Annotated in this window: 25 protein-coding genes; 18 read left to right on the top strand and 7 right to left on the bottom strand. The window is 60.8% G+C overall.

All coding sequences use genetic code 11. The features are described from left to right. Nucleotides 1-86 precede the first annotated feature (86 nt). The 7 genes from V6607_RS00665 to V6607_RS00635 all read left to right on the top strand — a co-directional run bounded on the left by V6607_RS00665 (nucleotide 87) and on the right by V6607_RS00635 (nucleotide 5,763). Nucleotides 87-1,580 (top strand): acetyl-CoA hydrolase/transferase family protein, encoded by a 1,494-nt coding sequence (locus V6607_RS00665; RefSeq protein ID WP_134325506.1) that lies wholly within the window; start codon nucleotides 87-89, stop codon nucleotides 1,578-1,580. Nucleotides 1,581-1,898: 318 nt separating this feature from the next. Then, on the top strand, nucleotides 1,899-2,114 hold the full coding sequence (locus V6607_RS00660; protein WP_003214752.1) for a DUF1127 domain-containing protein: 216 nt from the start codon (nucleotides 1,899-1,901) through the stop codon (nucleotides 2,112-2,114). A gap of 262 nt (nucleotides 2,115-2,376) precedes the next feature. Then, entirely contained in the window at nucleotides 2,377-2,571 is a 195-nt protein-coding gene (locus tag V6607_RS00655) for a DUF1127 domain-containing protein (protein ID WP_003214754.1), read from the top strand. A 151-nt stretch (nucleotides 2,572-2,722) separates the two neighbouring features. Then, the gene (locus V6607_RS00650) at nucleotides 2,723-3,043 is read left to right on the top strand and encodes a DUF2388 domain-containing protein (protein ID WP_003214756.1); all 321 of its coding nucleotides are present in this window, start codon (nucleotides 2,723-2,725) and stop codon (nucleotides 3,041-3,043) included. A 106-nt stretch (nucleotides 3,044-3,149) separates the two neighbouring features. Next, nucleotides 3,150-3,458, top strand: coding sequence for a DUF2388 domain-containing protein (locus V6607_RS00645; RefSeq protein WP_008439654.1), 309 nt, complete (start codon nucleotides 3,150-3,152; stop codon nucleotides 3,456-3,458). A gap of 26 nt (nucleotides 3,459-3,484) precedes the next feature. Next, nucleotides 3,485-3,805: a DUF2388 domain-containing protein gene (locus tag V6607_RS00640; protein ID WP_134325505.1), complete on the top strand. Its 321-nt coding sequence runs from the start codon at nucleotides 3,485-3,487 to the stop codon at nucleotides 3,803-3,805. After that, nucleotides 3,802-5,763, top strand: a complete 1,962-nt coding sequence (locus V6607_RS00635) for a DUF4105 domain-containing protein (RefSeq protein ID WP_087694540.1) — start codon at nucleotides 3,802-3,804, stop codon at nucleotides 5,761-5,763. Before V6607_RS00640 ends, V6607_RS00635 begins: the two co-directional genes overlap by 4 nt. Here the strand turns inward: V6607_RS00635 and V6607_RS00630 are convergent. After that, entirely contained in the window at nucleotides 5,760-6,161 is a 402-nt protein-coding gene (locus V6607_RS00630; RefSeq protein WP_087694541.1) for a GFA family protein, read from the bottom strand. The two genes, V6607_RS00635 and V6607_RS00630, sit on opposite strands and share 4 nt — an antisense overlap. 272 nt (nucleotides 6,162-6,433) lie before the next feature. Here V6607_RS00630 and V6607_RS00625 point away from each other — a divergent pair, with 272 nt between their 5' ends. The 9 genes from V6607_RS00625 (at nucleotide 6,434) to V6607_RS00585 (ending at nucleotide 16,603) form a co-directional block, all read left to right on the top strand. Beyond that, the gene (locus tag V6607_RS00625) at nucleotides 6,434-7,741 is read left to right on the top strand and encodes a CitMHS family transporter (protein ID WP_003214766.1); all 1,308 of its coding nucleotides are present in this window, start codon (nucleotides 6,434-6,436) and stop codon (nucleotides 7,739-7,741) included. A 65-nt stretch (nucleotides 7,742-7,806) separates the two neighbouring features. After that, a complete protein-coding gene (locus V6607_RS00620; protein WP_003214768.1) occupies nucleotides 7,807-8,574 on the top strand; it encodes a TerC family protein in 768 nt (255 codons plus the stop codon). A 214-nt stretch (nucleotides 8,575-8,788) separates the two neighbouring features. Next, the gene (locus tag V6607_RS00615) at nucleotides 8,789-10,447 is read left to right on the top strand and encodes a Na/Pi cotransporter family protein (RefSeq protein ID WP_003214770.1); all 1,659 of its coding nucleotides are present in this window, start codon (nucleotides 8,789-8,791) and stop codon (nucleotides 10,445-10,447) included. Nucleotides 10,448-10,505: 58 nt separating this feature from the next. Further along, nucleotides 10,506-11,888, top strand: a complete 1,383-nt coding sequence (locus tag V6607_RS00610) for a pitrilysin family protein (RefSeq protein ID WP_338742922.1) — start codon at nucleotides 10,506-10,508, stop codon at nucleotides 11,886-11,888. Between the two features lie 71 nt (nucleotides 11,889-11,959). Continuing rightward, nucleotides 11,960-13,003, top strand: coding sequence for a DUF5924 family protein (locus V6607_RS00605; protein ID WP_134325504.1), 1,044 nt, complete (start codon nucleotides 11,960-11,962; stop codon nucleotides 13,001-13,003). A gap of 55 nt (nucleotides 13,004-13,058) precedes the next feature. After that, the gene (locus tag V6607_RS00600) at nucleotides 13,059-14,207 is read left to right on the top strand and encodes an ABC transporter permease (RefSeq protein WP_032899919.1); all 1,149 of its coding nucleotides are present in this window, start codon (nucleotides 13,059-13,061) and stop codon (nucleotides 14,205-14,207) included. 5 nt (nucleotides 14,208-14,212) lie between these two features. Beyond that, nucleotides 14,213-15,007 (top strand): ATP-binding cassette domain-containing protein, encoded by a 795-nt coding sequence (locus tag V6607_RS00595; RefSeq protein ID WP_166742183.1) that lies wholly within the window; start codon nucleotides 14,213-14,215, stop codon nucleotides 15,005-15,007. Between the two features lies 1 nt (nucleotide 15,008). After that, the gene (locus tag V6607_RS00590) at nucleotides 15,009-15,947 is read left to right on the top strand and encodes an MlaD family protein (RefSeq protein ID WP_003214780.1); all 939 of its coding nucleotides are present in this window, start codon (nucleotides 15,009-15,011) and stop codon (nucleotides 15,945-15,947) included. Next, nucleotides 15,944-16,603 carry an ABC-type transport auxiliary lipoprotein family protein gene (locus tag V6607_RS00585; protein WP_003214782.1) on the top strand — a complete coding sequence of 220 codons (660 nt, stop codon included), beginning with the start codon at nucleotides 15,944-15,946 and terminating at the stop codon, nucleotides 16,601-16,603. The genes V6607_RS00590 and V6607_RS00585 overlap by 4 nt, the downstream gene beginning before the upstream one ends. Before the next feature lie 86 nt (nucleotides 16,604-16,689). On the opposite strand, the gene V6607_RS00580 is transcribed toward V6607_RS00585, so the two are convergent. From V6607_RS00580 to V6607_RS00560, 5 genes are all read right to left on the bottom strand, one after another. Beyond that, nucleotides 16,690-17,919 (bottom strand): spore maturation protein, encoded by a 1,230-nt coding sequence (locus tag V6607_RS00580; RefSeq protein ID WP_003214785.1) that lies wholly within the window; start codon nucleotides 17,917-17,919, stop codon nucleotides 16,690-16,692. Nucleotides 17,920-18,018: 99 nt separating this feature from the next. Beyond that, nucleotides 18,019-19,350 (bottom strand): glutamate/aspartate:proton symporter GltP, encoded by a 1,332-nt coding sequence (gene gltP, locus V6607_RS00575; RefSeq protein ID WP_003214787.1) that lies wholly within the window; start codon nucleotides 19,348-19,350, stop codon nucleotides 18,019-18,021. 729 nt (nucleotides 19,351-20,079) lie between these two features. Next, entirely contained in the window at nucleotides 20,080-20,547 is a 468-nt protein-coding gene (locus tag V6607_RS00570; RefSeq protein ID WP_008439644.1) for an inhibitor of vertebrate lysozyme family protein, read from the bottom strand. Nucleotides 20,548-20,549: 2 nt separating this feature from the next. Then, a complete protein-coding gene (locus V6607_RS00565; protein WP_003170804.1) occupies nucleotides 20,550-20,714 on the bottom strand; it encodes a DUF1328 domain-containing protein in 165 nt (54 codons plus the stop codon). 77 nt (nucleotides 20,715-20,791) lie between these two features. Continuing rightward, a complete protein-coding gene (locus V6607_RS00560) occupies nucleotides 20,792-21,076 on the bottom strand; it encodes a hypothetical protein (RefSeq protein WP_087694545.1) in 285 nt (94 codons plus the stop codon). A 392-nt stretch (nucleotides 21,077-21,468) separates the two neighbouring features. Between V6607_RS00560 and algB the strand changes: the two genes are divergently transcribed. Together algB and V6607_RS00550 are read left to right on the top strand one after the other, a co-directional pair. Further along, nucleotides 21,469-22,815: a sigma-54-dependent response regulator transcription factor AlgB gene (algB, locus tag V6607_RS00555; RefSeq protein WP_003214793.1), complete on the top strand. Its 1,347-nt coding sequence runs from the start codon at nucleotides 21,469-21,471 to the stop codon at nucleotides 22,813-22,815. Between the two features lie 10 nt (nucleotides 22,816-22,825). After that, complete coding sequence (locus V6607_RS00550) at nucleotides 22,826-24,613, top strand: KinB sensor domain-containing domain (RefSeq protein WP_008439641.1); 1,788 nt, start codon at nucleotides 22,826-22,828, stop codon at nucleotides 24,611-24,613. A gap of 17 nt (nucleotides 24,614-24,630) precedes the next feature. Here V6607_RS00550 and V6607_RS00545 read toward each other — a convergent pair whose 3' ends face one another. After that, nucleotides 24,631-25,407, bottom strand: a complete 777-nt coding sequence (locus tag V6607_RS00545; protein WP_003214798.1) for an N-acetylmuramoyl-L-alanine amidase — start codon at nucleotides 25,405-25,407, stop codon at nucleotides 24,631-24,633. Nucleotides 25,408-25,477: the final 70 nt, after the last annotated feature.

Raw genomic sequence — 25,477 nt, 5'->3', positions numbered from 1 at the left:
CCTGGCATTCGACCATGGTAGCGGGACGAAATTTTTTGAAATCACTAGACTGCGCATCTTGCTTCCGTAGCCCGAGATAACAATCCATGTACCGTGATCGTATCCGCTTGCCTTCGTTGTTGAACAAGGTCATGAGCGCGGCTGACGCTGCCGCACTGATCCAGGACGGCATGACCGTCGGCATGAGCGGCTTCACCCGCGCCGGTGAGGCCAAGGCCGTGCCCCACGCCTTGGCCGAACGCGCCAAGACATCACCGCTGAAAATTACCCTGATGACCGGCGCCAGCCTGGGCAACGACCTGGACAAGCAACTGACCGAAGCCGGTGTACTGTCGCGACGCATGCCATTCCAGGTAGATAGCACCCTGCGCAAGGCGATCAACGCCGGCGAGGTGATGTTTATCGACCAGCATTTGTCGGAAACCGTCGAGCAGTTGCGCAACAATCAGCTCAAGCTACCGGACATCGCGGTGATCGAAGCCGTAGCGATCACCGAGCAAGGCCACATTGTGCCAACCACTTCCGTGGGCAACTCCGCCAGTTTCGCGATTTTCGCCAAGCAGGTGATCGTCGAGATCAACATGGCGCATAACCCGAACCTGGAAGGCCTGCACGACATCTATATCCCGAGCTATCGCCCGACCCGCACGCCAATTCCGCTGGTGGCCGTGGACGACCGTATCGGCAGCACCGCGATTCCGATTCCGCCGGAAAAGATCGTCGCGATCGTCATCACCAATCAGGCGGATTCGGCCTCCACCGTGACGCCGCCCGACAGCGACACCCAGTCGATCGCCAATCACCTGATCAACTTCCTTAAAGAAGAAGTCGACGCCGGACGCATGACCAACAAGCTCGGCCCGCTGCAGGCAGGCATCGGCAACATTGCCAATGCGGTGATGTGCGGTTTGATCGAGTCGCCCTTCGAAGACCTGACGATGTATTCGGAAGTCCTCCAGGATTCCACATTCGACCTGATCGACGCAGGCAAGCTGAGCTTTGCCTCAGGCAGTTCGATCACATTGTCGGAACGGCGCAACGCCGACGTGTTCGGCAACCTGGAGCGCTACAAAGACAAATTGGTGCTGCGGCCCCAGGAAATCTCCAATCACCCGGAAGTGGTGCGGCGCCTGGGCATCATCGGCATTAACACCGCGCTGGAGTTCGACATCTATGGCAACGTCAACTCCACCCACGTCTGCGGCACCCGGATGATGAACGGAATTGGCGGCTCGGGCGACTTCGCGCGCAACGCGCACCTGGCGATCTTTGTCAGCAAGTCGATTGCCAAGGCCGGCGCGATTTCCAGCGTGGTGCCAATGGTCAGCCATGTGGACCATACCGAGCATGACGTCGACATCCTCGTGACCGAGGTCGGCCTGGCGGACCTGCGGGGCCTGGCGCCGCGGGAGCGGGCTCGGGTCATCATCGACAACTGTGTGCACCCGGCGTACCGCGATGCCCTGAACACCTACTTCACCCAAGCCTGTGTGCTGGGCGGGCACACCCCGCATATCCTGCGAGAAGCACTGAGTTGGCACATCAACCTGGAAGAAACCGGGCATATGCTGAAGGCGTGATTGATACAGATTCGGGCTGATGCAAACACAGTTTCATCAGCCCGAGCTTCCGAGCCCAACTTTTATAAAAAACTGTACTGCTGTACCGGTCATTTCCTACTGAAATATCCTACCTCGAACTCCATAAACGCCTAAAACGCACCATAAAAGTGCCGACAGGTACAGTTGCCCCAATTTCGTACAGTACAGCCCCTATAAACAGTTAACTGGCCCCTCACAATACAGGTGAACTGTATCTAGAGAGTCTTGCCTGGGAGGAGGATCATTGGCACCAGTTAAACCACTACCTAATCCCGCCACAAGCGGAAGGATGTCATCATGGAACGTACACTCAGTTCCGATCTGTTCTTCGAAGAAAAAGCTGTAAACACCCAGGCTTCCCTGCCTCTGCGCGTTCTCGCCAACCTGATGTTGTGGCAGCGCCGCATCTCCAGCCGCCATCAACTGGCTCGTCTGGATTCGCGTCTGCTGGCTGACGCCGGTATCAGCGAAGCACAACGCTACGAAGAGCTGAGCAAGCCGTTCTGGCGCTAATTAGCGTCCGCTGGCCCTGACCCACCGGGTCCACCGCCAGCACTCCGAATTGTTAAAGCAGAACCCGCCCCGGGTAACCGGCGGCGGGTTCTGCTGTTTCTGGGGTTTGGATTTTCAATGGCGAAAACAGTCGGCTTTCTAAAGACCGATACAGTTTAAAAAACATAACAATTAAGCAGTACAATTTAACCCGCGTGTATCTGTACCGGTAGCACCCTCCAGCCCAAGATGGTGTTCCAGGACCTCATGAAAGGCGCGCGTCATGAATACCAAAAACCAGCAACACCCTCGGTTGATACAGCTACTCAAGCGCACCGCTGCAGCACTCGTCTGCTGGGGGCAACGGGCCCGCACACGCAGGCTGCTGGCTCAACTGGATCCGCGGGAATTGTCCGATGCGGGTATCAGTCACGGCGACCGGGCATCTGAGCTGGCCAAATCGTTCTGGCGCGAGTAATCACCGCAGGAAGCTATCCGAACAGATAAGCGGCGGCTAATATCCGGCTACCACGTGGCGAACCCTGTAGAACGGGCGTCTGATGCCCATGGTCTCGCTGCTCAAGCAGTAGCTTTGTGCCACCCTTTCGTTCATTTACAGGAGTCACCCCATGTCCCGTCTTCACCTGCTGAGCGCTGCAGCCCTGCTGGCCCTGGTTGCCAATGCCAACGCCTCCAGCCTGATCGTGACCACGGATTCGATCGTCGGCGCACTGAAAGCCACCTCAGACGCCACCTCCGATGCCACTTCCTCCCTGCGTGACAACAAGGTCGTACGTGCCGCCCGTGACGACGCCGCCAGCTTCGTTGCCAGCGAAGGCGCCATCCGTGGCGTAAAACTGGAAAGCGCCCTGGCCCAGATCCGCCAACAGGCTCCACAACTGAATACCGCGACTGACGCGCAGCTGGCCCAGGCGATCCTGGCCATCTGACCGCAGGTGGGATAAAGGGGGCGCCAGGCGCTCCCCGAACCCTCCGCGCTGGCTCTCGCCCGGGCATTGCGCTAGCCTTGGCGCTCGTTTTCAGTTGTCGAGTCCCATGGCTTTTTCATACCGCCTGTTGATCGCTCCCGTAGTGTTTTGCACCTGCTGGTCCACGCAAGCTCCGGCCTTTGACCTGTCCACCCAGAGCCTCGTTGTCAGTGCGTATGCCACCAGCAAAGTGACCTCCGCACCGTTCGACCATAAACTGATACTGGCCGCCCAGGATGACGCTGCCGCTTTCATTGCCACTGACGGCCAATGGCGGGGAGCCCGACTGGAATCAGCGCTGGATTATCTGCGCCATACCCAGCCAAAACTTAACGCCAGTGACCTTGAACTGGCGCAAGCAATTCTCGTCCAATAATCATCTTTGTATTTCGGAGTCATTCCATGCGTAGCCCGCTGATCGCCGGCGCTCTCGGCCTGCTGTTGTTGGCCGGTGTTGCCCAGGCACAAACCCTGAAGGCCACCAGTAACATCATCGTCCGAGCCTCGGCCCGTACCATCGATTTCACCTCGGACACCACCACGTCCATCCGCGACTCCAAAGTCGTACGCGAAGCCCACGACGATGCCGCCAGTTTCGTCGCCAGCAATGGCGAGATTCGTGGCGCTCAACTGGAAGCCGCCTTCGACACCCTGCGAACCCGCGTGCCGGAAGCCCGCGACGCCAGCGACCAGGTCCTCGCCGAAGCTATCCTCTCTCTGTGAGGCGCATTGCCGCCTGGCTACTGGCCGGCACCTTGCTGCTGGGCGCCAGCGCGGCTCAGGCCGCCCTGCAACTGCGGCTCAAGACCGATGGCTTGAGCCCGGCCCAGCAGCAGGCGAGCCAGGCATTGCTCGATGAAGCGATGCAGGCGTTGCCGCCGCGCTTCATCGAGCAACTGGACCGGACCATCGACGTCGGCTGGACCGACAAGATGCCCGAGAACGCCTACGGCCAGGCTTCGCTGGTGTCCGAACTGGACCTCAACAGCAACTTGCTGGAAAGCCTTACCGACGGCAGTGCCGCGACGCAAAAAACCAATCGCCCCCACGGCACCGTGCGCCGGGAAATGCTCGCCACCGTGCTGCATGAACTGACCCACATCTATGACCGTGCCCGCCTGTGGTCCAGCGCCGACCGCAAGCTGATCCAGCGTTGCAGCCGCCAGAACAACATCACCGGCCTGATCGGCCTGCCCGATCAATGCCGGGGCCAGAACGACCGCCGCTTTACCCTCAGCGATGACCCACGCCTGCTGGACCTCGCCGGGTGGCCGCAATACGTCGGCCGTCGCGGCGAACGTGAACAGAACAACCATCAGGTCGCCCGCAGCCCGGACATCTACGAAACCACCAGCCCGCTGGAATTCGTCGCCGTCAACATGGAGTACTTCCTCCTCGACCCGAGCTATGCCTGCCGCCGGCCTTCGCTGTACCGCTATTACAAGGAACACTTTGGCTGGGCGCCGCCCGCCCAGGACACCTGTGCCAAAACCTACGCCTTCCTCAACGCCGGCAACGACTTCGCCAAGACTCCACTGGGCCAGGTCGACCCCGAGCGGGTCTACGAAATCGACTACCTGCTGGCCGAAGCCAACCAGAACCTCGTGAGTCGCTGGGGCCACAGCATGCTGCGCCTGGTGATCTGCGCCCCCGGCCGGCCACGGGGCCCGGACTGCCGCCTGGACCTGGACCAGCACCTGGTGTTGTCCTACCGCGCGTTTGTCGGTGACGTACAACTGTCGAGCTGGGACGGCCTGATCGGCAAATACCCGTCGCGGCTGTTCGTGCTGCCGCTGTCTCAGGTCATCGACGAGTACACCAAGACCGAGCTGCGCGGCCTGGCGTCGGTGCCGTTGAAGCTCACGCGCCAGGAGATCAACGACACCGTCGAACACGCCGCCGAAATGCACTGGAGCTACGACGGCAACTACTTCTTCATCTCCAACAACTGCGCAGTCGAGAGCCTGAAACTGTTACGCAGCGGCAGCGCCAACCCGCAGCTGACCGGCCTGGACAACATCACGCCTAATGGCCTGCTGGAAGTCCTCAAGGGCCGAGGCCTGGCCGATACCAGTGTGCTGGACGACAAAAAACGCGCGCTGCGCCTCGGCTATCACTTCGACTCCTTCCGCGAGCGCTACCAGGCGATGTTCGAGGTGTTGAAAAAGCGCCTGCCGATCAAACAGGCTGAAGTGGAGGATTGGTTGTCACTGAGTGCCGAAGAGCGCCGCCCATGGTTCGCCGAAGCCGACCTGCGCGCCAGCGCCGCCTTGTTGCTGCTGGAACAGGCAAGCTTCCGCAAGCAGCTCATGCTGGCCCAGGATGAAGTCAAGCAACGCTACCTTGGCGCCCGCGAGCTGAAGAACGGCGGCATGGAAAAGGCCAACGCGACGTTGCAGCAGATCCTCGCCAACAGTGGCTTCCTCAGTCGCCCGGCAGAGCTGCTGGGCACCAGCGGTTACGGCTTGCCACAACCAACAGAATCCAAACGCCTGGAATCAGAGAGCGCCGCGCGCCAGAAGCAGTTGCAGTCGCTGACCGGCGATCTGGACAAAGAGGTGAGGGCGCTGCTGGAACCGGCCCGCGCGGCGGAGATTGCCGCATGTGAAGCCAACCTCAAGCAGCTAGGCGAGCACTTGCGCGCACTGCACAAGGCCTCCGGCGGGTTCGAACTGCCCTAGAGCGCTTCTCCGGCTTCTTCCGGTAGTTGCTCATCCAGGTGTAACCACGGCAATCGGCTCTCTACCCAGATGTGCCGATCTGCCGGGGCCAGCTCCGGGTGATCCAGGGTTGCGATGGTCACATCGATACTCTCGGTACTCAGTTGCGTTACCAGCGCCAAATGCGCCCCACAGTTAGAACAGAAATACCGCACGCATGTCGGCGAAGATTCGTACTGCGCCGGCGTTCCCGCCACCCAGGCGAACGCGGAACGGGGCAGGGTGATCCAGGTTGTCACCAAGCCGCCGCTGACCCGCCGGCAAATCGAACAGTGGCAGTGGGCAATATCCACCAACGCCCCGCTGAACTGATAACGCACCCGCCCGCAATGGCAGCCGCCTTGGTGTTGCTCATGCATGCTCTGTCTCCCACATCCTTATTTCATACAGGACCAGTCGTCCATTCAACGTAGCCCGTTTCTCAAGCGAAAGCTGGCTGAAAGCTTCCGGGACTAGGATCGCCCACCACTACCGGCAACAGACCGGTTGTTAACAACAACAATGGTGATTCCCGATGTCCGCCCGTACCCGCCTGTTTGCCCCGACTCCACCCGTACGCCTCGTGCCTTTCGTTCTGCGCTGACCCAACCGGTTCGCCATTCCCTAGCCGCGCTACGCCTGGAGTATTCCTATGCTGACTTTCCTTGGCTTTGCCATGGTCATCACGTTCATGTTCCTGATCATGACCAAGCGCCTGTCTGCGCTGATCGCCCTGATCATCGTACCGATCCTGTTCGCGCTGTTCGGCGGCTTTGCCCCGCAGATCGGCCCGATGATGCTCGCGGGCATCACCAAGCTTGCGCCGACCGGCGTAATGCTGATGTTTGCCATCCTCTATTTCGCCTTGATGATCGACTCCGGCCTGTTCGACCCGGCCGTGCGCAAGATCCTCAAGCTGGTCAAGGGCGACCCGCTGAAGGTCTCGGTCGGCACCGCCGTGCTGGCCCTGGTGGTATCACTGGACGGAGACGGCGCCACCACCTACATGATCTGCGTGGCCGCCATGCTGCCGCTGTACCAGCGCATTGGCATGAGCCCGCGGATCATGGCCGGCCTGATCATCCTCGCCGGTGGGGTGATGAACATGACCCCATGGGGTGGCCCGACCGCCCGCGCCGCCAGTGCATTGCACGTGGACCCATCGGATATTTTCGTACCGATGATTCCAGCCATGGCCGCCGGCGTCGTCGCCATCCTGGTGATTGCCTATATGTACGGCAAGCGCGAACGGGCACGCCTGGGCGAGTTGCACCTGCAAGGCGATGAAATCGACCACAGCGAAATCAGCGTCTCGCAATACCCGGACGCCCGCCGTCCGAAACTGATCTGGTTCAACGGCGCACTGACCTTCGCCCTGATGTGCACCTTGATCGCCGGCCTGTTGCCACTGCCAGTACTGTTCATGGTGGCCTTCAGTATCGCGATGATCGTCAACTACCCGTGCCTGCAGATGCAGAAAGACCGGATCGCCGCCCATGCCGGCAGCGTCCTGGCGGTCACCGGCCTGATCTTCGCCGCCGGTATCTTCACCGGCATCCTGTCCGGTACCGGCATGGTCGATGCCATGTCCAAGAGCCTGCTGGCCGTCATCCCTGACGCGCTGGGGCCTTATCTGGCCGTGATCACCGCGCTGGTGAGCATGCCGTTTACCTTCTTCATGTCCAACGATGCCTTCTACTACGGCGTTCTGCCGGTACTGGCCGAAGCCGCCAGCCACTACGGCATCACTGCCGTGGAAATGGCCCGCGCCTCGATCGTTGGCCAGCCTGTGCACTTGTTGAGCCCACTGGTTCCATCGACCTACTTGCTGGTAGCCCTGGCGGGTATCGAATTTGGCGATCACCAGCGCTTCACCCTCAAGTGGGCGGTGCTGGTGTGCCTGTGCATAATGGTCGCCGCTTTGCTGATGGGGATTTTTCCGCTGTTCAGCACTCTATAATCGTACAACTCACTGCGCCGGCTCTTAAGGCTGGCGCGGTCTAACACTCGCTCAAAGGAATACACATGGAATGGCTGACCAATCCGGAAATCTGGATTGCCTTCTTCACCCTGACGGCCCTCGAGATCGTCCTGGGCATCGATAACATCATCATGATTTCGATCCTGGTCAGCCGCATGCCCAAGCACATGCAGGCGCGTACCCGGATCTTCGGCCTGGCGCTGGCGATGGTCACGCGGATCCTGTTGCTGCTGTCGATCACTTGGGTCATGCGCCTCACCGACGATCTGTTCGTGGTGTTCGGCCAAGGCATTTCCGGCCGCGACCTGATCCTGTTCTTCGGTGGCCTGTTCCTGCTGTGGAAAAGCTCCCAGGAGATGTACCACGCCCTGGAAGGTGAAGACGAAACCCACGACGAGCCGAAGGGCGCCGGTGGCAAGTTCATCTACACCATCATCCAGATCGCGATCATCGACATCGTGTTCTCCCTCGACTCGGTGATTACCGCCGTTGGTATGGTTTCCCACGTACCGGTGATGGTGGCCGCGATCATCGTCGCCGTACTGGTGATGATGCTGGCCGCCGGCACCATCAGCGATTTCATCGACAAACACCCGTCGCTGAAGATGCTGGCGCTGTCGTTCCTGCTGGTGGTGGGTACCGTGCTGATCGCCGAAGCCTTCGACGTTCACGTGCCAAAAGGCTACGTTTACTTCGCCATGGCGTTCTCCCTGGCGGTTGAAGCGGTGAACATCAAGATGCGTACCGCCATCGCGAAAAAGAAGAAACAGCAGGACCCTGTGAAACTGCGCAAGGACATTCCGGGTCAATAACCTGGACCCGCTGCTGAAAAAGGGGCTTTAGAGCCCCTTTTTTTCATCTGCAAAAAGCTGATTTCATGACAGTTTTGTTTCAATCCCGACTTTAGCTATGCGATGCTGGCGCCGAGCCCATTCGCCAACTACAGCTTAAGTACAAGACGTAGAACGGCACGCGGCACTATTCACTTGCTCCGATTGGAGCACGACTCAACACAGGGGGCCCAGCATGCTGACCCTGCTCAATCTGCTTTCCGCGGTAACCCTGCTGATCTGGGGCACGCACATCGTCCGTACCGGCATCCTGCGGGTCTACGGCTCCAACTTGCGCCAGGTCATCGGGCAGAACATGTCCAAGCGCTGGCTGGCGTTTATCGCCGGCATCCTGGTGACGGCCATGGTGCAAAGCAGCAACGCCACGGCGATGCTGGTGACTTCGTTTGTCGGCCAGGGCCTGATGGGCCTGATGCCCGCCCTGGCGACCATGCTCGGTGCCGATGTCGGTACCGCGCTGATGGCCCGGGTGCTGACCTTTGACCTGTCGTGGCTGTCGCCGCTGTTGATTTTCCTCGGGGTGATTTTCTTCCTGTCGCGCAAACAGACACGCGCCGGGCAGATGGGCCGTGTCGGGATCGGCCTCGGGCTGATCATCCTTGCGCTGCAACTGATCGTCGAAGCCGCGGGCCCGATCACCCACGCGCAGGGCGTCAAGGTCCTGTTCGCCTCGCTGACCGGCGACATCTTGCTCGATGCCCTGGTCGGCGCACTGTTCGCGATGATTTCCTACTCCAGCCTGGCCGCCGTCCTGCTGACCGCGACCCTCGCCGGTGCCGGCGTGATCGGCCTGCACGTGGCCATCGGCCTGGTGATCGGCGCCAACATCGGCAGCGGCGTGCTGGCCTTCCTCAGCACCAGCATGCAGAACGCCGCCGGGCGCCAGGTGGCCCTGGGCAGCCTGCTGTACAAGCTGATCGGCTTGCTGCTGATCATCCCGGTACTCGACCCGCTGGTCGGCTGGATGGATAACCTGGACTACAGCGCCCAAGGCATGGTGATCACCTTCCACCTGCTCTATAACGTTATTCGCTGCCTGATCCTGCTGCCCACCATCGGCCCGATGTCCCGCTTGTGCGCCTGGTTGCTCCCGGAACGCGAAGAGGTCAACGGCCTGGCCAAGCCGCGCCACCTGGACCTGGCAGCACTCGCCACCCCAAGCCTGGCACTGGCCAACGCCGCCCGCGAAACCCTGCGTCTGGGCGACCTGATCGACAACATGCTGACCTCGATGCTGGAGGTGCTGCGCGGCAAGCAAACCGCCATCACCCAGGAAATGCGCAGCCTGAGCGACGATGTCGAGGCGCTCTACAGCGCGATCAAGCTCTACCTCGCGCAAATGCCCCGGGAAGACCTCAGCGAACAGGACAGCCGACGCTGGGCCGAGATCATCGAACTGTCGATCAACCTGAAACTGGCCGGCGACCTGATCGAACGCATGCTGCGCAAGGTCCAGCAGCAAAAGACCTCCCAGCGCCGCTCATTCTCCGAAGTCGGCCTGGAGGAACTCGCGGGCCTGCAAACCCAACTGATCGCCAACCTGCGCCTGGGGCTCTCGGTGTTCCTCAGTGCCGACCCGGAAAGCGCCCGGCAACTGCTGCGGGAAAAGCGCCGCTTCCGCGCCCAGGAGCGTCGCCTGGCCCACGCCCACGTCAGCCGCTTGCAACGTAAAATCGTACAGAGCCTGGAGACCAGTTCCTTGCACCTGGAGCTGATTGCCGACATGAAGCGTCTCAACTCGCTGTTCTGCAGCAGCGCTTATGTGGTGCTGGAAACCACCGACACCGGCGCCCTCTCGGCGGACGATATTGCCGACATCACCCATTCGCCCTGAACGTACGACGGCGAGTGAAGTCAGTTAACAACGGACCTCACTCGCCAGGAAGCCTGTTATGCGTCGCCTGCTATTCGCCTGCCTGCTCATGGGTTCGGCACACACCTTTGCCTTTGACCGCCTGCAAGTCGAGGGCTACACCCTGCCCAACGGCCTGCAATTGCTGCTCAAGCCGGGCACCGAACGCGGCCACGTGGCAATTCGCCTGGTGGTGGGTGTGGGCCTGGATGACTTCAGTTGTGAAGACAAGGAACTGCCGCACCTGCTGGAGCATTTGCTGTTCAGCGGGATCGACGGTGGCGGCGAAGGTGAACTGGAAGAACGCATGCAAGCCCTCGGCGGCGACTGGAACGCCTACACCAGCAATGCCGACACCACTTTCGTCATCGAGGCTCCGGCGCAGAACCAGCGCAAGGTGCTCGACCTGCTGCTGGCCATCATCACCCGCACCCAACTGACCGACGCCAACATCAATGCCGCCAAACAGGTGGTGGAGCGCGAAGACGGCGGCCATTACTCACACCTGCAACGGCTGCTGGACCGCCAGGACCTCGGCCACAAGGCCAGCAGTCAGCTTGCCGTCGAACTGGGGCTCAAATGCGCCGAGCGGGCCGAAGTCGAGCACCTGACCCGCGACCAATTGGAAAAGCTGCGCAAGGCCTGGTACGCCCCCAACAACATGACCCTGATCATCGTCGGCGACCTCGACAAGCTGCTGCCGGCCTATCTCGAACGCACTTACGGCGCACTGGATCCGGTTGACCCCAGCGAACATCGCCCGTTGCCGGAGATTCAACACGCCGCCGCCGTCCGCCGCGACCTTATCCACGGCTGGGTCGGTGACAACGCCAAGCTGCACTGGTTATTCCCCGAGCCGGTACTGGACGACCAATACGATGAAACCTTCGACCTGCTCGAGGACTACCTGGATTGGGCGCTGTATCGTCAATTGCGCTTGCAGCACGGCTTGTCCTATGGCCCATGGAGCGAGCGCGAAGTGCTGGGCGGCGTCGGCTTCATGAGCCTCAACGCCGACCTTGAACGCGACAACCTGCCGGAAGCCGAGCACGTGCTGGAAACCCTCAGGGCCCAGTTGCTCAAGGACGGCCTCGACCCGGCCACCTTCGCCCGCCTGCAACAAGCCGCCATTGCCCGCCAGGCGTGGGCCGTTCAAGGCAACAGCGCGTTGGCCGACTATTACTGGAGTGCCTCGGGCGACTACGCCAAAGGGCATTTCAGCGACCCGGCCAAGCGCATCAAGGCTGTAAGCCTGGAACAAGCCAACCAGGCCATGCGCGAGTTGTTCAAGCAGAACGGCTACTGGCGCATCGAGAAACCGTTGTTCAGCTACGATAGCCTCAACTGGATCGCCGCAGGCGCACTGGGGCTGATTGCGATTGTGTTACTAGGCGTGTGGCGTTATCGCAAAGGGATTGCGTAATCGGGCCCCGAGAAAACGGCTAAAACGTTATTCTGTCTGGGATTTTTCCTACAAAGACTGTGAACTGCCGAATGCCTATCCTGACTCACACCATCCAGCGCATCCTCGAGCTGATGAAGCGCTCCCCAGGGGTGATTGCACTCGGCGGTTTCATCTCGGGTGTGGGCAGCTTCATCCTGGTGGATCGCCAGCAAGGCATGGCCAGCTGGATCGCGATCATCATGCTGGTGAGCTGGTTATGGCTGATGCTCGAAAACAGCCTCACCCAGCTGTTCAGCAAAGTCTTCAAACGGGAAATCCCCGAACCGCTGCTGCGCTACGCCACGCAGATGATCCATCAGGAAAGCCTGTTTTTTGTCCTGCCGTTCTTTTTTGTCACCACCACCTGGAACAGCGGCCAGTCGATCTTTACCGGCCTGCTGGGCGCGGCGGCGTTGGTCTCCATCACCGACCCGCTGTACTACAAGTGGCTGGCACCCAAGCGCTCGCTGTTTCTCGCACTGCACACCCTGACCCTGTTCGCAGCCCTGCTGACCGCGCTGCCGATCATCCTGCACCTGACCACCGCCGAGAGTTACAAACTGGCCCTCGGCGTGGCGATGGCGCTCTCTATCCCGAGCCTGGCCGTGAGCCTGCCGCTGCGTAGCATCAAGGGCTGGGCGATGCTGTTGGGGGTTACCGCAGCGATTGGTTGCGCCGGCTGGTTCCTGCGCACTTGGGTGCCGCCCGCTACGCTGTGGATGACCGAAGTGGCCATCAGCACCCAATTGCAGGACCGCACGCCCGGCGATGACCTGAAAGAAGTCAGCGCCGCCCAACTGCGCAGCAGCGGGCTGTATGCCTACACCGCGATCAACGCGCCGCGCGGCCTGGATGAGCGGATCTACCATGTGTGGAAATTCAACGGCAAGGAAGTCGACCGCATCGCCCTGGACATCCATGGTGGGCGCAAGGAAGGCTATCGGGCCTGGACCCACAAGCAGAACTTCCCCCCCGACTCGGTAGGACGCTGGCAGGTACGGGTGCTGACCGAAGATGGCCAAGTGATCGGCGTGTTGCGCTTCAAGGTGACTGACCCCGGTCAGGGCGCTACAACGCCAGACGCGCCAAAGTAGGCAGGATCGTGCTATTACGTAGGAATTCTGGAATAGCCAAACAAGCTCGGAGCTTATGACCAGTAGCACAACGGCCGGTGCAGCCCATCTGGACACGTCCACCCAGCCTCCATTGCTGAGGATTACAGGGGATTGGACGCTTGCCCACTATGCCAACCTGAAGAAGCTGTCGGAAAAGCTCGACGGCCAGTACGACGCTGGCGCACGTATCGACCTTAACGGCCTCGGCGCCCTGGACACGGCCGGCGCCTCGCTGCTGGTGGAACTGCTCGGCCCCGAGCGCATCGAACAGTCCGCCGAACAGACCGACTGCAGCCTCTCGACCGCCGACCGCGCGTTACTGAAAACCGTCTACCGCTCTCTGAACGACTTCTGTGTGCCGGTCAAGGAACCCGAAGAAGCCGCCGGCATCATGTTGCTGGCGCGCATCGGCGGCGCGGTCTACACCGTCTGGCAAGACGGCATGAAACTGCTGGGCTTTATCGGCCTGATCCTCGAAACCTTCGCCCGTGGCGTATTCCGGCCCAAGCGCTGGCGCGTGACGCCAATGGTTGCGCATATCGAACAAACCGGCCTCGACGCGGCCCCCATCGTGGCCTTGCTGACCTTCCTGGTGGGCGCAGTGGTGGCGTTTCTCGGTGCCACGGTGCTGGCCAGTTTTGGCGCGAGCATCTTCACCGTGGACCTGGTGGCGTTCTCCTTCCTGCGGGAGTTCGGCGTGTTGCTCACCGCGATCCTGATGGCGGGCCGCACTGCCAGTGCCTTCACCGCACAGATCGGCTCGATGAAGGCCAACGAAGAGATCGATGCGATCCGCACCCTGGGCCTCGACCCGATGGAGTTGCTGGTGCTGCCCCGCGTACTGGCCTTGCTGGTGGCGCTGCCGATGCTGACGTTCCTGGCAATGCTCTCGGGCATTATCGGCGGCGGTGTGGTGTGTGCCGTGGCCCTGGATATTTCGCCGGCAATGTTCCTGTCGCTGCTGCAATCGGACATTGGCGTGCAGCACTTCCTCGTCGGCATGGTCAAGGCGCCGATCTTCGCGTTCCTGATCGCGGCCATCGGCTGCCTCGAAGGTTTCAAGGTCAGCGGCAGCGCCGAGTCCGTCGGCGCCCACACCACCTCCAGTGTGGTGCAATCGATTTTCGTGGTGATCGTGCTGGATGCGGTCGCCGCACTGTTCTTCATGGAGATGGGCTGGTGAGTCGTCTGCGCCGTGCGTCCACTGAGGCGGTGATCGAAGTCCGCGGGCTGTGCAACCGGTTTGGTTCGCAAAGCGTGCACGAGAACCTCGACCTGGACTTGTACAAGGGTGAAATCCTCGCCGTCGTCGGTGGCTCCGGCAGCGGCAAGTCGGTGCTGCTGCGCAGCATCATTGGGTTGCGCCAGCCCAGCGAAGGCCAGGTGCGGGTGTTCGGGCAGAACTTGCCGAGCCTGTCGGAACACGAGCGGTCACTGGTGGAGCGGCGCTTCGGCGTGCTGTTCCAGAAGGGCGCGCTGTTTTCCTCGCTGACGGTCACCGAGAACGTTGCGTTGCCACTGATAGAGCATGCCGGCCTCAGCCGTCCCGATGCCGAGCACCTGGCGGCAGTGAAACTGGCGTTGGCCGGGCTGCCGCTGTCGGCCGCCGACAAATACCCCTCGTCACTCTCCGGCGGCATGATCAAGCGCGCGGCCCTGGCCCGTGCCCTGGCGCTGGACCCGGACATCCTGTTTCTCGACGAACCCACCGCCGGCCTCGACCCGATCGGCGCCGCCGCCTTCGATCAACTGATCCTGACCCTGCGCGATGCGCTGGGCCTGAGCGTGTTCCTGGTCACCCACGACCTCGACACGCTGTACACCATCACCGACCGCGTAGCGGTGCTGGCGCAGAAAAAGGTACTGGTGGCGGATGCCATCGATGTCGTCTCGGAAACCGACGACGCCTGGATTCACGAATACTTCCATGGCCCACGGGGCCGCGCGGCATTGGATGCCGCTCAACTGCTCAACGAGGTATGACATGGAAACCCGAGCCCATCATGTGATGATCGGTCTGTTCAGCGTGATCGTCGTGGTCGGCGCCATGCTGTTTGGCCTGTGGCTGGCCAAGTCCAGCGTCGACAGCGCATTCCAGGATTACGAAGTGGTGTTCAACGAGGCGGTCAGTGGGCTGTCCCAAGGCAGTGCCGTGCAGTACAGCGGGATCAAGGTGGGCGACGTCACCAGCCTGCGCCTCGACCCGAAAGACCCGCGCCGGGTGCTGGCGCGCATCCGCCTGGCCGGGCAGACGCCGATCAAGGAAGACACCCAGGCCAAGCTGGCCCTGACCGGCATCACCGGCACCTCGATCATCCAGCTCAGCGGCGGTACGCCCCAAAGCCCTGAGCTCAAGGGCAAGGACGGCAACCTGCCGGAGATCATTGCGTCGCCATCGCCGATCGCGCGACTGCTGAACAACAGCAATGACCTGATGACCAGCATCAACTTGCTGCTGCACAACGCCAATCACATGTTCTCCCGGGAGAACGTCGAGCGCCTCAGCAATACCCTGGACAACCTGCAACAGACCACCGGCGCGATTGCCGATCAGCGCGGCGACATCAAGGTGGTGATGCAGCAATTGATGCAGGTGAGCAAACAGGCCAGCGCCACCCTGGAGCAAACCACCGCGTTGATGCGCAACGCCAACGGTTTGCTCAACGACCAGGGCAAGCAGGTTTTCGGCAGTGCTGAAAAAGCCATGCAGTCCCTTCAACAGAGCACGGCCACGATCGACACCTTGCTGACCAACAACAAGGATTCCCTGAACAGCGGCATGCAGGGTCTCAACGAACTGGCGCCAGCGGTGCGCGAGCTGCGGGAAACCCTGGGTTCGTTGCGCGCCATTTCCCGCCGCCTGGAAGCCAACCCCAGCGGTTACCTGCTGGGCAGCGACAAGAACAAGGAGTTCACGCCATGAAGCGTGCGTACCAAATGATCGCCCCCGTTGCGCTGGTATTGGTCAGTGCGTGTTCCATCCTGCCGAAGGCGGATCCCTCGGACGTGTACCGGTTGCCATCGGCGCAGGCCGCCACGCAGGCCAGCCCGGTGGCCTGGTCGCTGCGGGTGGCGAAGCCGCAGACCAGCGAATTCCTCGACAGCCCGCGGATTGCCGTGGTGCCTAACGGTGACTTGATCAGCAGCTATGCGAATTCCCGCTGGAGCGATCCAGCCCCCGTGCTGTTGCGTAACCGGTTGTTGGACGGGTTCCAGCGGGATGGGCGGGTGACGTTGCTCAGTACCGATGAGACCAATCTGCAGGCGGACTTTGAGTTGGGCGGGCAGTTGCAGGCGTTTCAGAGTGAGTATCGCGGCAGCGCAGTTGAAGTGGTGATACGGCTGGACGCACGGTTGGTGCGCGGCAGTGATCAACGGATTATTGCCAGCAAGCGGTTCGAGGTGAGGCAGCCGGTGGGGGATACCAAGGTGCCGGCGGTGGTGGCCGGGTTTGGTCAGGCTGGGGATGCGCTGAACAGGCAGGTGGTGGATTGGGCCGTCGGCCTGGGAAACCGCGCTTTTGTGGCGAGGGAGCTTGCTCCCGTTGGGCTGCGCAGCAGCCCCAAAACCAGTCAATGAGCTTTGACTGACACACCTGCGATAACTGACTGGGGCCGCTTCGCGGCCCAACGGGAGCAAGCGCCCTCGCCACAGGGATTCAGGTCTTAGCCGAAGAACCAGTAGCACACCGCAATCGCCGCCACCACACCAGCAAACTCCGCCAACAACGCACACCCCACCGCATGCCGTGCCCGCTGGATTCCCACCGAGCCAAAGTACACCGCCAACACATAGAACGTGGTCTCGGTACTGCCCTGAATCGTCGCCGCCACCAGCGCCGGGAAGCTGTCCACGCCCTGGGTCTGCATGGTCTCAATCAACATCGCCCGCGCCGCACTGCCGGAGAACGGCTTGACCATCGCGGTCGGCAGCGCATCGACAAAGCGCGTGTCCATGCCGGTCCAGGCCACCACGTGGCGAATGCCTTCCAGGCCGAAATCCAGCGCGCCGGACGCCCGCAACACGCCCACTGCACACAGCATCGCCACCAGGTACGGCAGCAGGTTCTTGGCAACGTCGAAGCCCTCTTTGGCACCTTCGACAAACGCCTCGTAGACTTTCACCTTGCGCAGCGCGCCGATCACCAGGAACAACATGATCAGCCCGAACAGCGTGAGGTTGCCGAGGATCGACGACAGCCCCGCCAGCGCCGTGGCTGAGAGCGTCGCCAGCAAGGCCATGAAGCCACCCAGTACCAGCGCACCCGGAATCAGATACGCCAGCACCACCGGGTCCCACAGCCGCAGGCGTTGCATCACCGCCACCGACAACAGGCCCACCAGGGTCGAGGCGCTGGTGGCCAGCAGGATCGGCAGGAACACCAGCGTCGGGTCCGCCGCACCTTGCTGGGCGCGGTACATGAAGATGGTGACCGGCAGCAGGGTCAGGGAAGACGCGTTGAGTACCAGGAACAGGATCTGCGCGTTGCTGGCGGTATTGGGGATAGGGTTGAGCTCTTGCAGCGCCTTCATGGCCTTGAGGCCGATGGGCGTAGCGGCGTTATCGAGGCCCAGGCCGTTGGCGGCGAAGTTGAGCGTGATCAAGCCGATGGCCGGATGACCGGCAGGCACTTCCGGCATCAGGCGCCGGAACAGCGGCCCCAGGGCCTTGGCCAGCCAGTCGACGATCCCGGCTTTCTCGGCGATACGCAGGAAGCCCAGCCACAAGGTCAGGGTGCCGAACAGCAACACCATCACCTCGACCGACAGCTTGGCCATGGCGAAAATGCTTTCCACCATGGCCGCAAAGATCCCGGCATTCCCGCCGATCAGCCATTGCGCCAGCGCAGACACCATCGCCACGATAAAGAAGCCAAGCCACAGGCCATTGAGCATCAGTTGAATCCCCCGAAAGATGGGGCGAATGATAGCGGGGCTGGCAGAAACGACAAACCCCGGATTTTCCGGGGTTTGTGTAGGAGCCAGTCCTGGCGGTCAGCCGCGAGTAGTCTCGCCGGCCGGCAGTGCTTGCTTGGTGCGCCAGTGCGGCAGGGAGTTCCAGTAGCGCTCGCCCTTGGCATCGTCGTACATGCCTTCCCAACGGGAGATGACCAGTACGGCCAGGGCGTTACCGATCACGTTCAGTGCGGTACGGGCCATGTCCATGATGCGGTCGACACCGGCGATGAACGCCAGGCCTTCCAGCGGAATGCCCACGCTGCCCAGGGTCGCCAGCAGCACCACGAAGGACACGCCCGGCACGCCGGCGATGCCTTTGGAGGTGACCATCAGGGTCAGCACCAGCATCAGTTGCTGGCCAATCGACAGGTCGATGCCATACAGCTGGGCGATAAAGATCGCCGCGATGCTCTGGTACAGGGTCGAACCGTCGAGGTTGAACGAGTAGCCGGTCGGTACCACGAAGCTGCAGATCGCCTTCGGCGCGCCGTAGGCTTCCATCTTCTCGATCACACGCGGCAGCACGGTTTCAGAGCTGGCAGTGGAGTAGGCCAGCACCAGCTCATCCTTGAAGATGCGCATCAACTTGATCACCGAGAAGCCGAACAGGCGGGCGATCAGGCCGAGGACCACAAAGGCGAAGAACAGGATGGCGACGTAAACCAGAATCACCAGCTTGGCCAGCGGCAGCAGCGAGGCGAAACCGAAGTTGGCGACGGTCACCGCGATCAGGGCAAATACACCGATCGGGGCGTATTTCATGATCATGTGGGTGACTTTGAACATGCTCTCGGACACGCCCTGGAACATGGTCACCAGGGGCTCGCGCAATTCAGGCTTGAGGCTCGACAAGCCGAGGCCGAACAACACCGAGAAGAAGATGATCGGCAGCATGTCGCCACGGGCCACGGCGGCGAAGATGTTCGACGGGATCAGGTTGAGGATCGTCTCGATGAACGCGTGCTCGTGCTGGACCTCGGCGGCGGTGGCCGTGTATTTGGAAATGTCGACGGTACCCAGGGTACTCATGTCGATGCCGGTACCCGGATGGAACAGGTTGGCCAGCAACAGGCCGACCACAATGGCAATGGTGGTGACCACTTCGAAGTAAAGGATGGTTTTAACGCCGATCCGGCCGAGCTTTTTCGCATCGCCAACACCGGCGATTCCGACAATCAGCGACGAAATCACGATCGGGATAACGATCATCTTGATCAGGCGGATAAAGATATCGCCAGCGGGCTGCAACACGTTGCTGATCCACCAGGCCTTTTCAGCACTGAAATGGTTAAGCACCGCACCGATTGCAATCCCCAGCACCAGACCGATGAGGATCTGCCAGGCGAGGCTTAGCTTTGCCTTCTTCATGTCATTACCCTTACTTCAAGTGGACTCAGGCAGATGCGCCAGCAGCTGGAACGCTCGAGAGCGAAAAAGTGTGTGCATCTGCCCCCGTAGAAGGTCACCGCAGTTGGCCGATATGGCTCACTGGCAGGCGAAAAAAGGCGCAACTATTCCGATGCAAGGAGGCGACGTCTAATGCCGTAAACGCCTACCCTATGCCGAATCGGCATGAGTTTTTTTGAGTTTTTCTGTCTGAACGGTCAGTTCGAATACGACATTTCGGCAGGCATAAATGCCGCGAACCGGCCATTTCAGGCTCGCGCAGGGTTTTTTGAAAATCTACGGTCGCAGTTGAAAACCCCTGAAAATTCCTACGCATACCATCGAAAAACTCGTCTGGCAGGAGACAAACTTTCTCGATAGATGGTCACGCGGAAACACCAAGAAATGGTTGGGCGGACGCAAAAAGGAGAATTGCCGCTATGGGCGGCATGACAGAAGCGGGCATAGGAGCCGCAAGCCCGTCGCAAGTTCCACAAACCATCGGCTTGGGAACTTGCGTCGCAGCTTTTCACCTGACCCGGCCCTTGCGCAGGCACTCCCTGTCCCCGTAGGTCACGCCGATCCAAACGATCAGAGCAACCCGGCCCCTTGGTCATGCACCACCCTTGTCGGGCGATGCAAACAGAAAGAAGCACGGCGCTTCTTTCTATGGACGTTAAGCCGGTAGACGACAGCGTCGTCAGACCGAACCTAGTACCAATTCGGATCTTTCTTGAGCTGTTCCATCAGCAGCTTTTGCATGCCTTCGTCCGGCTTGCCAAGAAAACGGTAGTCGGCGTGCCGCGTTGGCGATTTGTCCGCGGGCAGGCCCGCCGGGACTTCTACCAACATCGCGTAGGCATCTTCCTTGTCGAAGCTGAAAGCGACGATCAGGCGCTTGTTCAGGCATGTGTCTGCGGTTTCACAGAGCGGCCCGACCAAGTACTTGTCACCATCCTCTTCAACGGCATTCATCTGTTCAGCGCTACCCGACAGGTTCATCACCCATTCAGGCAGGCGCTCTTCCTTCTTGACCACGCTCTGCCAGGTCTCGCGGTACTGCGGGTCCGCACTCAGCAGTTCGTTGGCTCGGGACTGGCCATCATTGGCAGCCAGCACCAAGCCGCTGCCGCCCAACAACAGGGCGGCAGCCAGGGCTTTAAGGGACGAGTTGAACATGCTTAGCCTCGACCACGACGGCCAAAGAAGAAGGAAGCGATGAACATCACCAGGAAGACGACAAACAGAATCTTGGCGATACCCGTGGCGGTGCCCGCGATACCACCGAAGCCCAGGACTGCAGCCACAATGGCGATGATCAGAAATGTGATTGCCCAACTCAACATGGTGATTCTCCTTACGCTTCTTTTAGGGGTAACAGCGGTAGTGCCTGCGGTCGCTCGATTCGAGGACCGTGTATTGCCTAGAACACCCAGCGTTCCTGCGATGGCAGGTCGCCGAGTGTGGAGTCCTGTTCAACCGCCGCCAATTGCGGGGTTGTCACATCGGCGGCAGTGCTGCCGACGGAGCGGAAATGGGTCTGGGTCATCATCGGACGTTCAAACTGCACGACTTGCTGCTGACTCTGCTGCCAATGCGCCAATTGCTGACCGCCAATCAAGGTCACCATCAGGGCCAGGCTGGCAAACAGCCCCTGTTGCAGGCGCAGTGGCGATACACGCAGTTGGGTCAGGCTTTGGCGAGTCATGCTGTATCTCTCCCGCATTCTGATTATTCGTAGATGAAACTCGTATGAGGTGTATTGCAGCCTGCGTGCCAGTTTTTTAACAAAATAAAACCCAATAAAATCAATAAGTTAAAAACAAAAGCGCTTTGACACCACGAGCATCCTGCACGATGCCCCTATCCTTGCCGTGCGAAATGCACGATGGTCACTGGTCGGATCAAGGGATAGGAAGGCAACGTTCGACTGCCGAAGTGGCAAGAGGGAGACAAAAACGCCTCTTGTGGGCGTCTTTGTAAGAAGAAGCGCAGATAGCTGCGCGGTGACGGCTTTAATCAATCAGAATAAACCATGCAACTTGCCCGATTATTCCGGGACTAAACAACATCATTCATTCTTAAGGGAGCGCGGGACAGATGGAATCAGCCAAGGAACTTCAAGGCCGCATTCTTTTAGTGGATGACGAATCCGCGATCCTTCGCACCTTCCGTTACTGCCTGGAAGATGAAGGCTACACCGTAGCCACCGCCAACAGCGCCGCCCAGGCCGATGCCTTGTTGCAACGCCAGGTGTTTGACCTGTGCTTCCTGGACCTGCGCCTGGGCGAAGACAACGGTCTGGACGTACTGGCGCAAATGCGTATCCAGGCGCCGTGGATGCGCGTGGTGATCGTCACGGCCCACTCGGCCGTCGACACCGCCGTGGATGCGATCCAGGCCGGCGCGGCCGACTACCTGGTAAAGCCTTGCAGCCCCGACCAATTGCGCCTGGCCACGGCCAAGCAGCTGGAAGTGCGCCAGCTCTCGGCACGCCTGGAAGCCCTGGAAGGCGCAGTGCGCCAGCCCAAGGACGGCCTCGACTCCCATAGCCCGGCGATGATGGTGGTGCTGGAAACCGCACGCCAGGTGGCGGGCACTGATGCCAACATCCTGATTCTCGGCGAATCCGGCACCGGTAAAGGTGAACTGGCCCGGGCGATCCACGGTTGGAGCAAACGCGCGAAAAAATCCTGTGTCACCATCAACTGCCCGTCCCTGACGGCGGAACTGATGGAAAGCGAGTTGTTCGGTCATAGCCGTGGTGCGTTTACCGGCGCCAGCGAAAGCACCCTCGGCCGCGTCAACCAGGCCGATGGCGGCACCTTGTTTCTCGACGAGATCGGCGACTTTCCGCTTACTTTACAACCCAAGTTGCTGCGCTTTATCCAGGACAAGGAATACGAGCGCGTCGGCGACCCGGTGACGCGCCGTGCCGATGTGCGAATCCTCGCCGCTACCAACCTGAACCTGGAAGACATGGTTCGCGATGGTCGTTTCCGCGAGGACCTGCTGTATCGCCTGAATGTCATCACCTTGCACCTGCCGCCCCTGCGCGAACGCAGCGAAGACATCCTGACCCTGGCCGACCGCTTCCTGGCGCGCTTCGTGAAGGAATATGCGCGGCCGGCGCGCGGCTTCAGCGATGAAGCCCGTGAGGCACTGCTCAACTACCGCTGGCCGGGGAACATCCGTGAGCTGCGCAACGTGGTTGAGCGGGCCAGCATCATCTGCCCGCAGGAAAAAGTTGAGATCAGCCACCTCGGCATGGCCGAGCAGCCGACCAACAATGCCCCGCGTATCGGTGCGGCGTTGAGCCTGGATGAACTGGAAAAGGCGCATATCGGCGCCGTGCTGGCCACCAGCGACACCCTGGACCAGGCGGCCCGAACCCTTGGCATTGATGCGTCGACGCTGTATCGCAAACGCAAACAATACAACCTGTGAGCTGTAGCCTATGAAGCTTGCGATGACCCTGCGCACTCGGTTGTTCCTGAGTATTTCCGCGCTGATCACCGTCGCCCTGTTGGGGTTGCTGCTGGGGTTGGTGAGCGTCATGCAAATGGCCAAGACCCAGGAATCGTTGATTCGCAGCAACTTCATCACATTGGACCTGGGGCTCAAGCTTCGGCAGACCCTCGGCGACCAGTTGATGATCATGCTCAATGAACAGCCGAATACCGCTGCGCTGGAGGACTCCAAGCAACGCTATTTCGCCCTGTTGCAGCAAGGTATCGACCACGAACAAAAGGACGCGGTAACCAGCGGTTTTACCCAGGCCAAGACCAATTACCTGAGCTTTCTCGAGGCGTTCGATGAAAAGGAGAATGCTCCGCCGCAACTGCGCAACAACGACGAGCTGACCAAACGCTTCAACATCCTGCGCAACGGCCTGATCGCCGAGCACAAGAAAGCCCTGGATAACATCAACGATACCGAACACAAGTCCCGTGAACGTGCGCTGCTGATTGCCGGCCTGCTGGGCCTGGTCGGGCTGGCGGTGCTGATCATCGGTTTCGTTACCGCCCACGGTATCGCCCGACGCTTTGGCGGGCCGATCGAAGCGCTGGCCAAGGCCGCCGACAAGATCGGCCAGGGCAACTTCGAAGTCACGCTGCCCATTTCATCCGCCGCGGAAATGAACCTGCTGACCCGACGCTTCGGCATCATGGCCGAGGCGTTGCGCCAGCATCAGGCAACCAATGTCGACGAGCTACTCGCCGGGCAGCAACGCCTGCAAGCGGTGCTCGACAGCATCGACGACGGCCTGCTGATGATCGACCGCCAGGGTCGCCTGGAACACCTTAACCCGGTGGCACAACGTCAACTCGGCTGGGACGAGAATCGCCTGGGCCAAGGCCTTGGCGACGCCCTGGGCCGCCCGGAACTGGATGAACAGCTGCAGCTGGTACTGCGCGGCGGCAACCTGGAGCGCGCACCTGAAGACCTGGAAGTAGAGGTTGAGGGTGAGCTGCGCCTGCTGACGTACAGCCTGACGCCGGTCAGCCATACCCAGGGGCACATTCTGGGCGCGGTGATGGTGCTGCATGACGTTACCGAGCAGCGTGCCTTTGAACGGGTGCGCAGTGAGTTTGTATTGCGCGCGTCCCATGAATTACGCACGCCGGTGACGGGCATGCACATGGCCTTCGGCTTGTTCCGGGAACGGGCGAAGTTTCCTGCGGAGTCGCGCGAAGCGGACCTGCTGGATACGGTCAACGAGGAAATGCAGCGCCTGATGCAGTTGATCAACGACTTGCTCAACTTCTCGCGCTACCAGAATGGCTTGCAGAAACTCACCCTGGGCCCGTGTGACATCAGCGACCTGCTCGAACATGCCCGCGCCCGCTTCGCGGAGCAGGCGAATGCGCAGAACATCGAGCTGCTGGTTGAGGAACAATCCCCGCTACCGAGGTTGCATGCCGATCGAGCGCAGCTGGAAAGGGTGCTCGACAATTTGCTGGGCAATGCCCTGCGGCACACAGCCGACGGTGGGCAGATCCGCTTGCAGGCGCGTCGCCATGGCGAACGGGTGATTGTCAGCGTTGAAGACAACGGTGAAGGCATTGCCTACGGCCAGCAGGGACGAATCTTCGAACCGTTTGTGCAGGTAGGCCGCAAGAAAGGCGGCGCCGGGCTGGGCCTGGCGCTGTGCAAGGAGATCGTGCAATTGCACGGTGGCCGCATGGGGGTGTATTCGCGGCCGGGGCAGGGGACGCAGTTCTACATGGCGTTGCCCCTGTAGGACCAACGCGCCAACCGTTATTGGTGATTCAACGCCCGCAGGATCGCAGCACTTTCGGCATCCGGCGTCCCATCAAACAGCGACGCCCGGAAATGCATCTGGAACGCGGCCACCACATGCCGCGTCGCCACATCCAGCTCGCCCGTCTGCGGCGTCGGATAGCCCAGCTTCGCCAACTCTTCCTGGAACCAGGTAATGCTCGGCAGATCGGCTGCGTACTGCACCTGGTAACGGGCCACCGCCTTGGCGTCCGGCCACATGCCCAGCCCTTCATCCGCCAGGCGCTTCCAGGGGAACAACGGCCCCGGGTCCAGCTTGCGCAGCGGGGCAATGTCGCTATGGCCGATGATGTTTCGCGGGTCGATGCCGTTGCGTTTGCTGATGTCCTTGAGCAGCACCACCAGTGACTGCACCTGCGCTTCGGAATAGGGATACCAGACGCGGCCCGTCGGCAAATCCCGATAACCCGGGTTCACGATCTCGATCCCGATGGAGCTGGAGTTGAGCCAGGTGCGGCCCATCCATTCACTTTCTCCGGCATGCCAGGCGCGCTGGCTTTCATCCACGAGCTTATAGATGGTGGCCGAGGCGTCATCACCGATCAGGTAATGACTGCTGACCTGGCCATGGGTCAACAGCGCCAGGGAGCGCTCAAGGGACGCCGAGGTGTAGTGCACGACGACAAACTGCACACGATTGTCGTGGTTCACCGAAGGATGACTGGTGTCCAGGCGAGGGCCGCTCGCGCAACCGGCGAGCAGGAGAAACAGAAAGGCAGAACACAGAAGTTTCATGGCAGCAAATAGTACGCTTAAGACGATAATGCAACAGTGTAACGTACCGTTTGCTGCCAGGCGGCCAAAT

The organism is Pseudomonas sp. KK18, from assembly GCF_037094675.1.
In the GTDB taxonomy this organism is placed as follows: Bacteria; Pseudomonadota; Gammaproteobacteria; order Pseudomonadales; family Pseudomonadaceae; genus Aquipseudomonas.
This window is presented reverse-complemented; position numbering and strand designations above follow the sequence as displayed.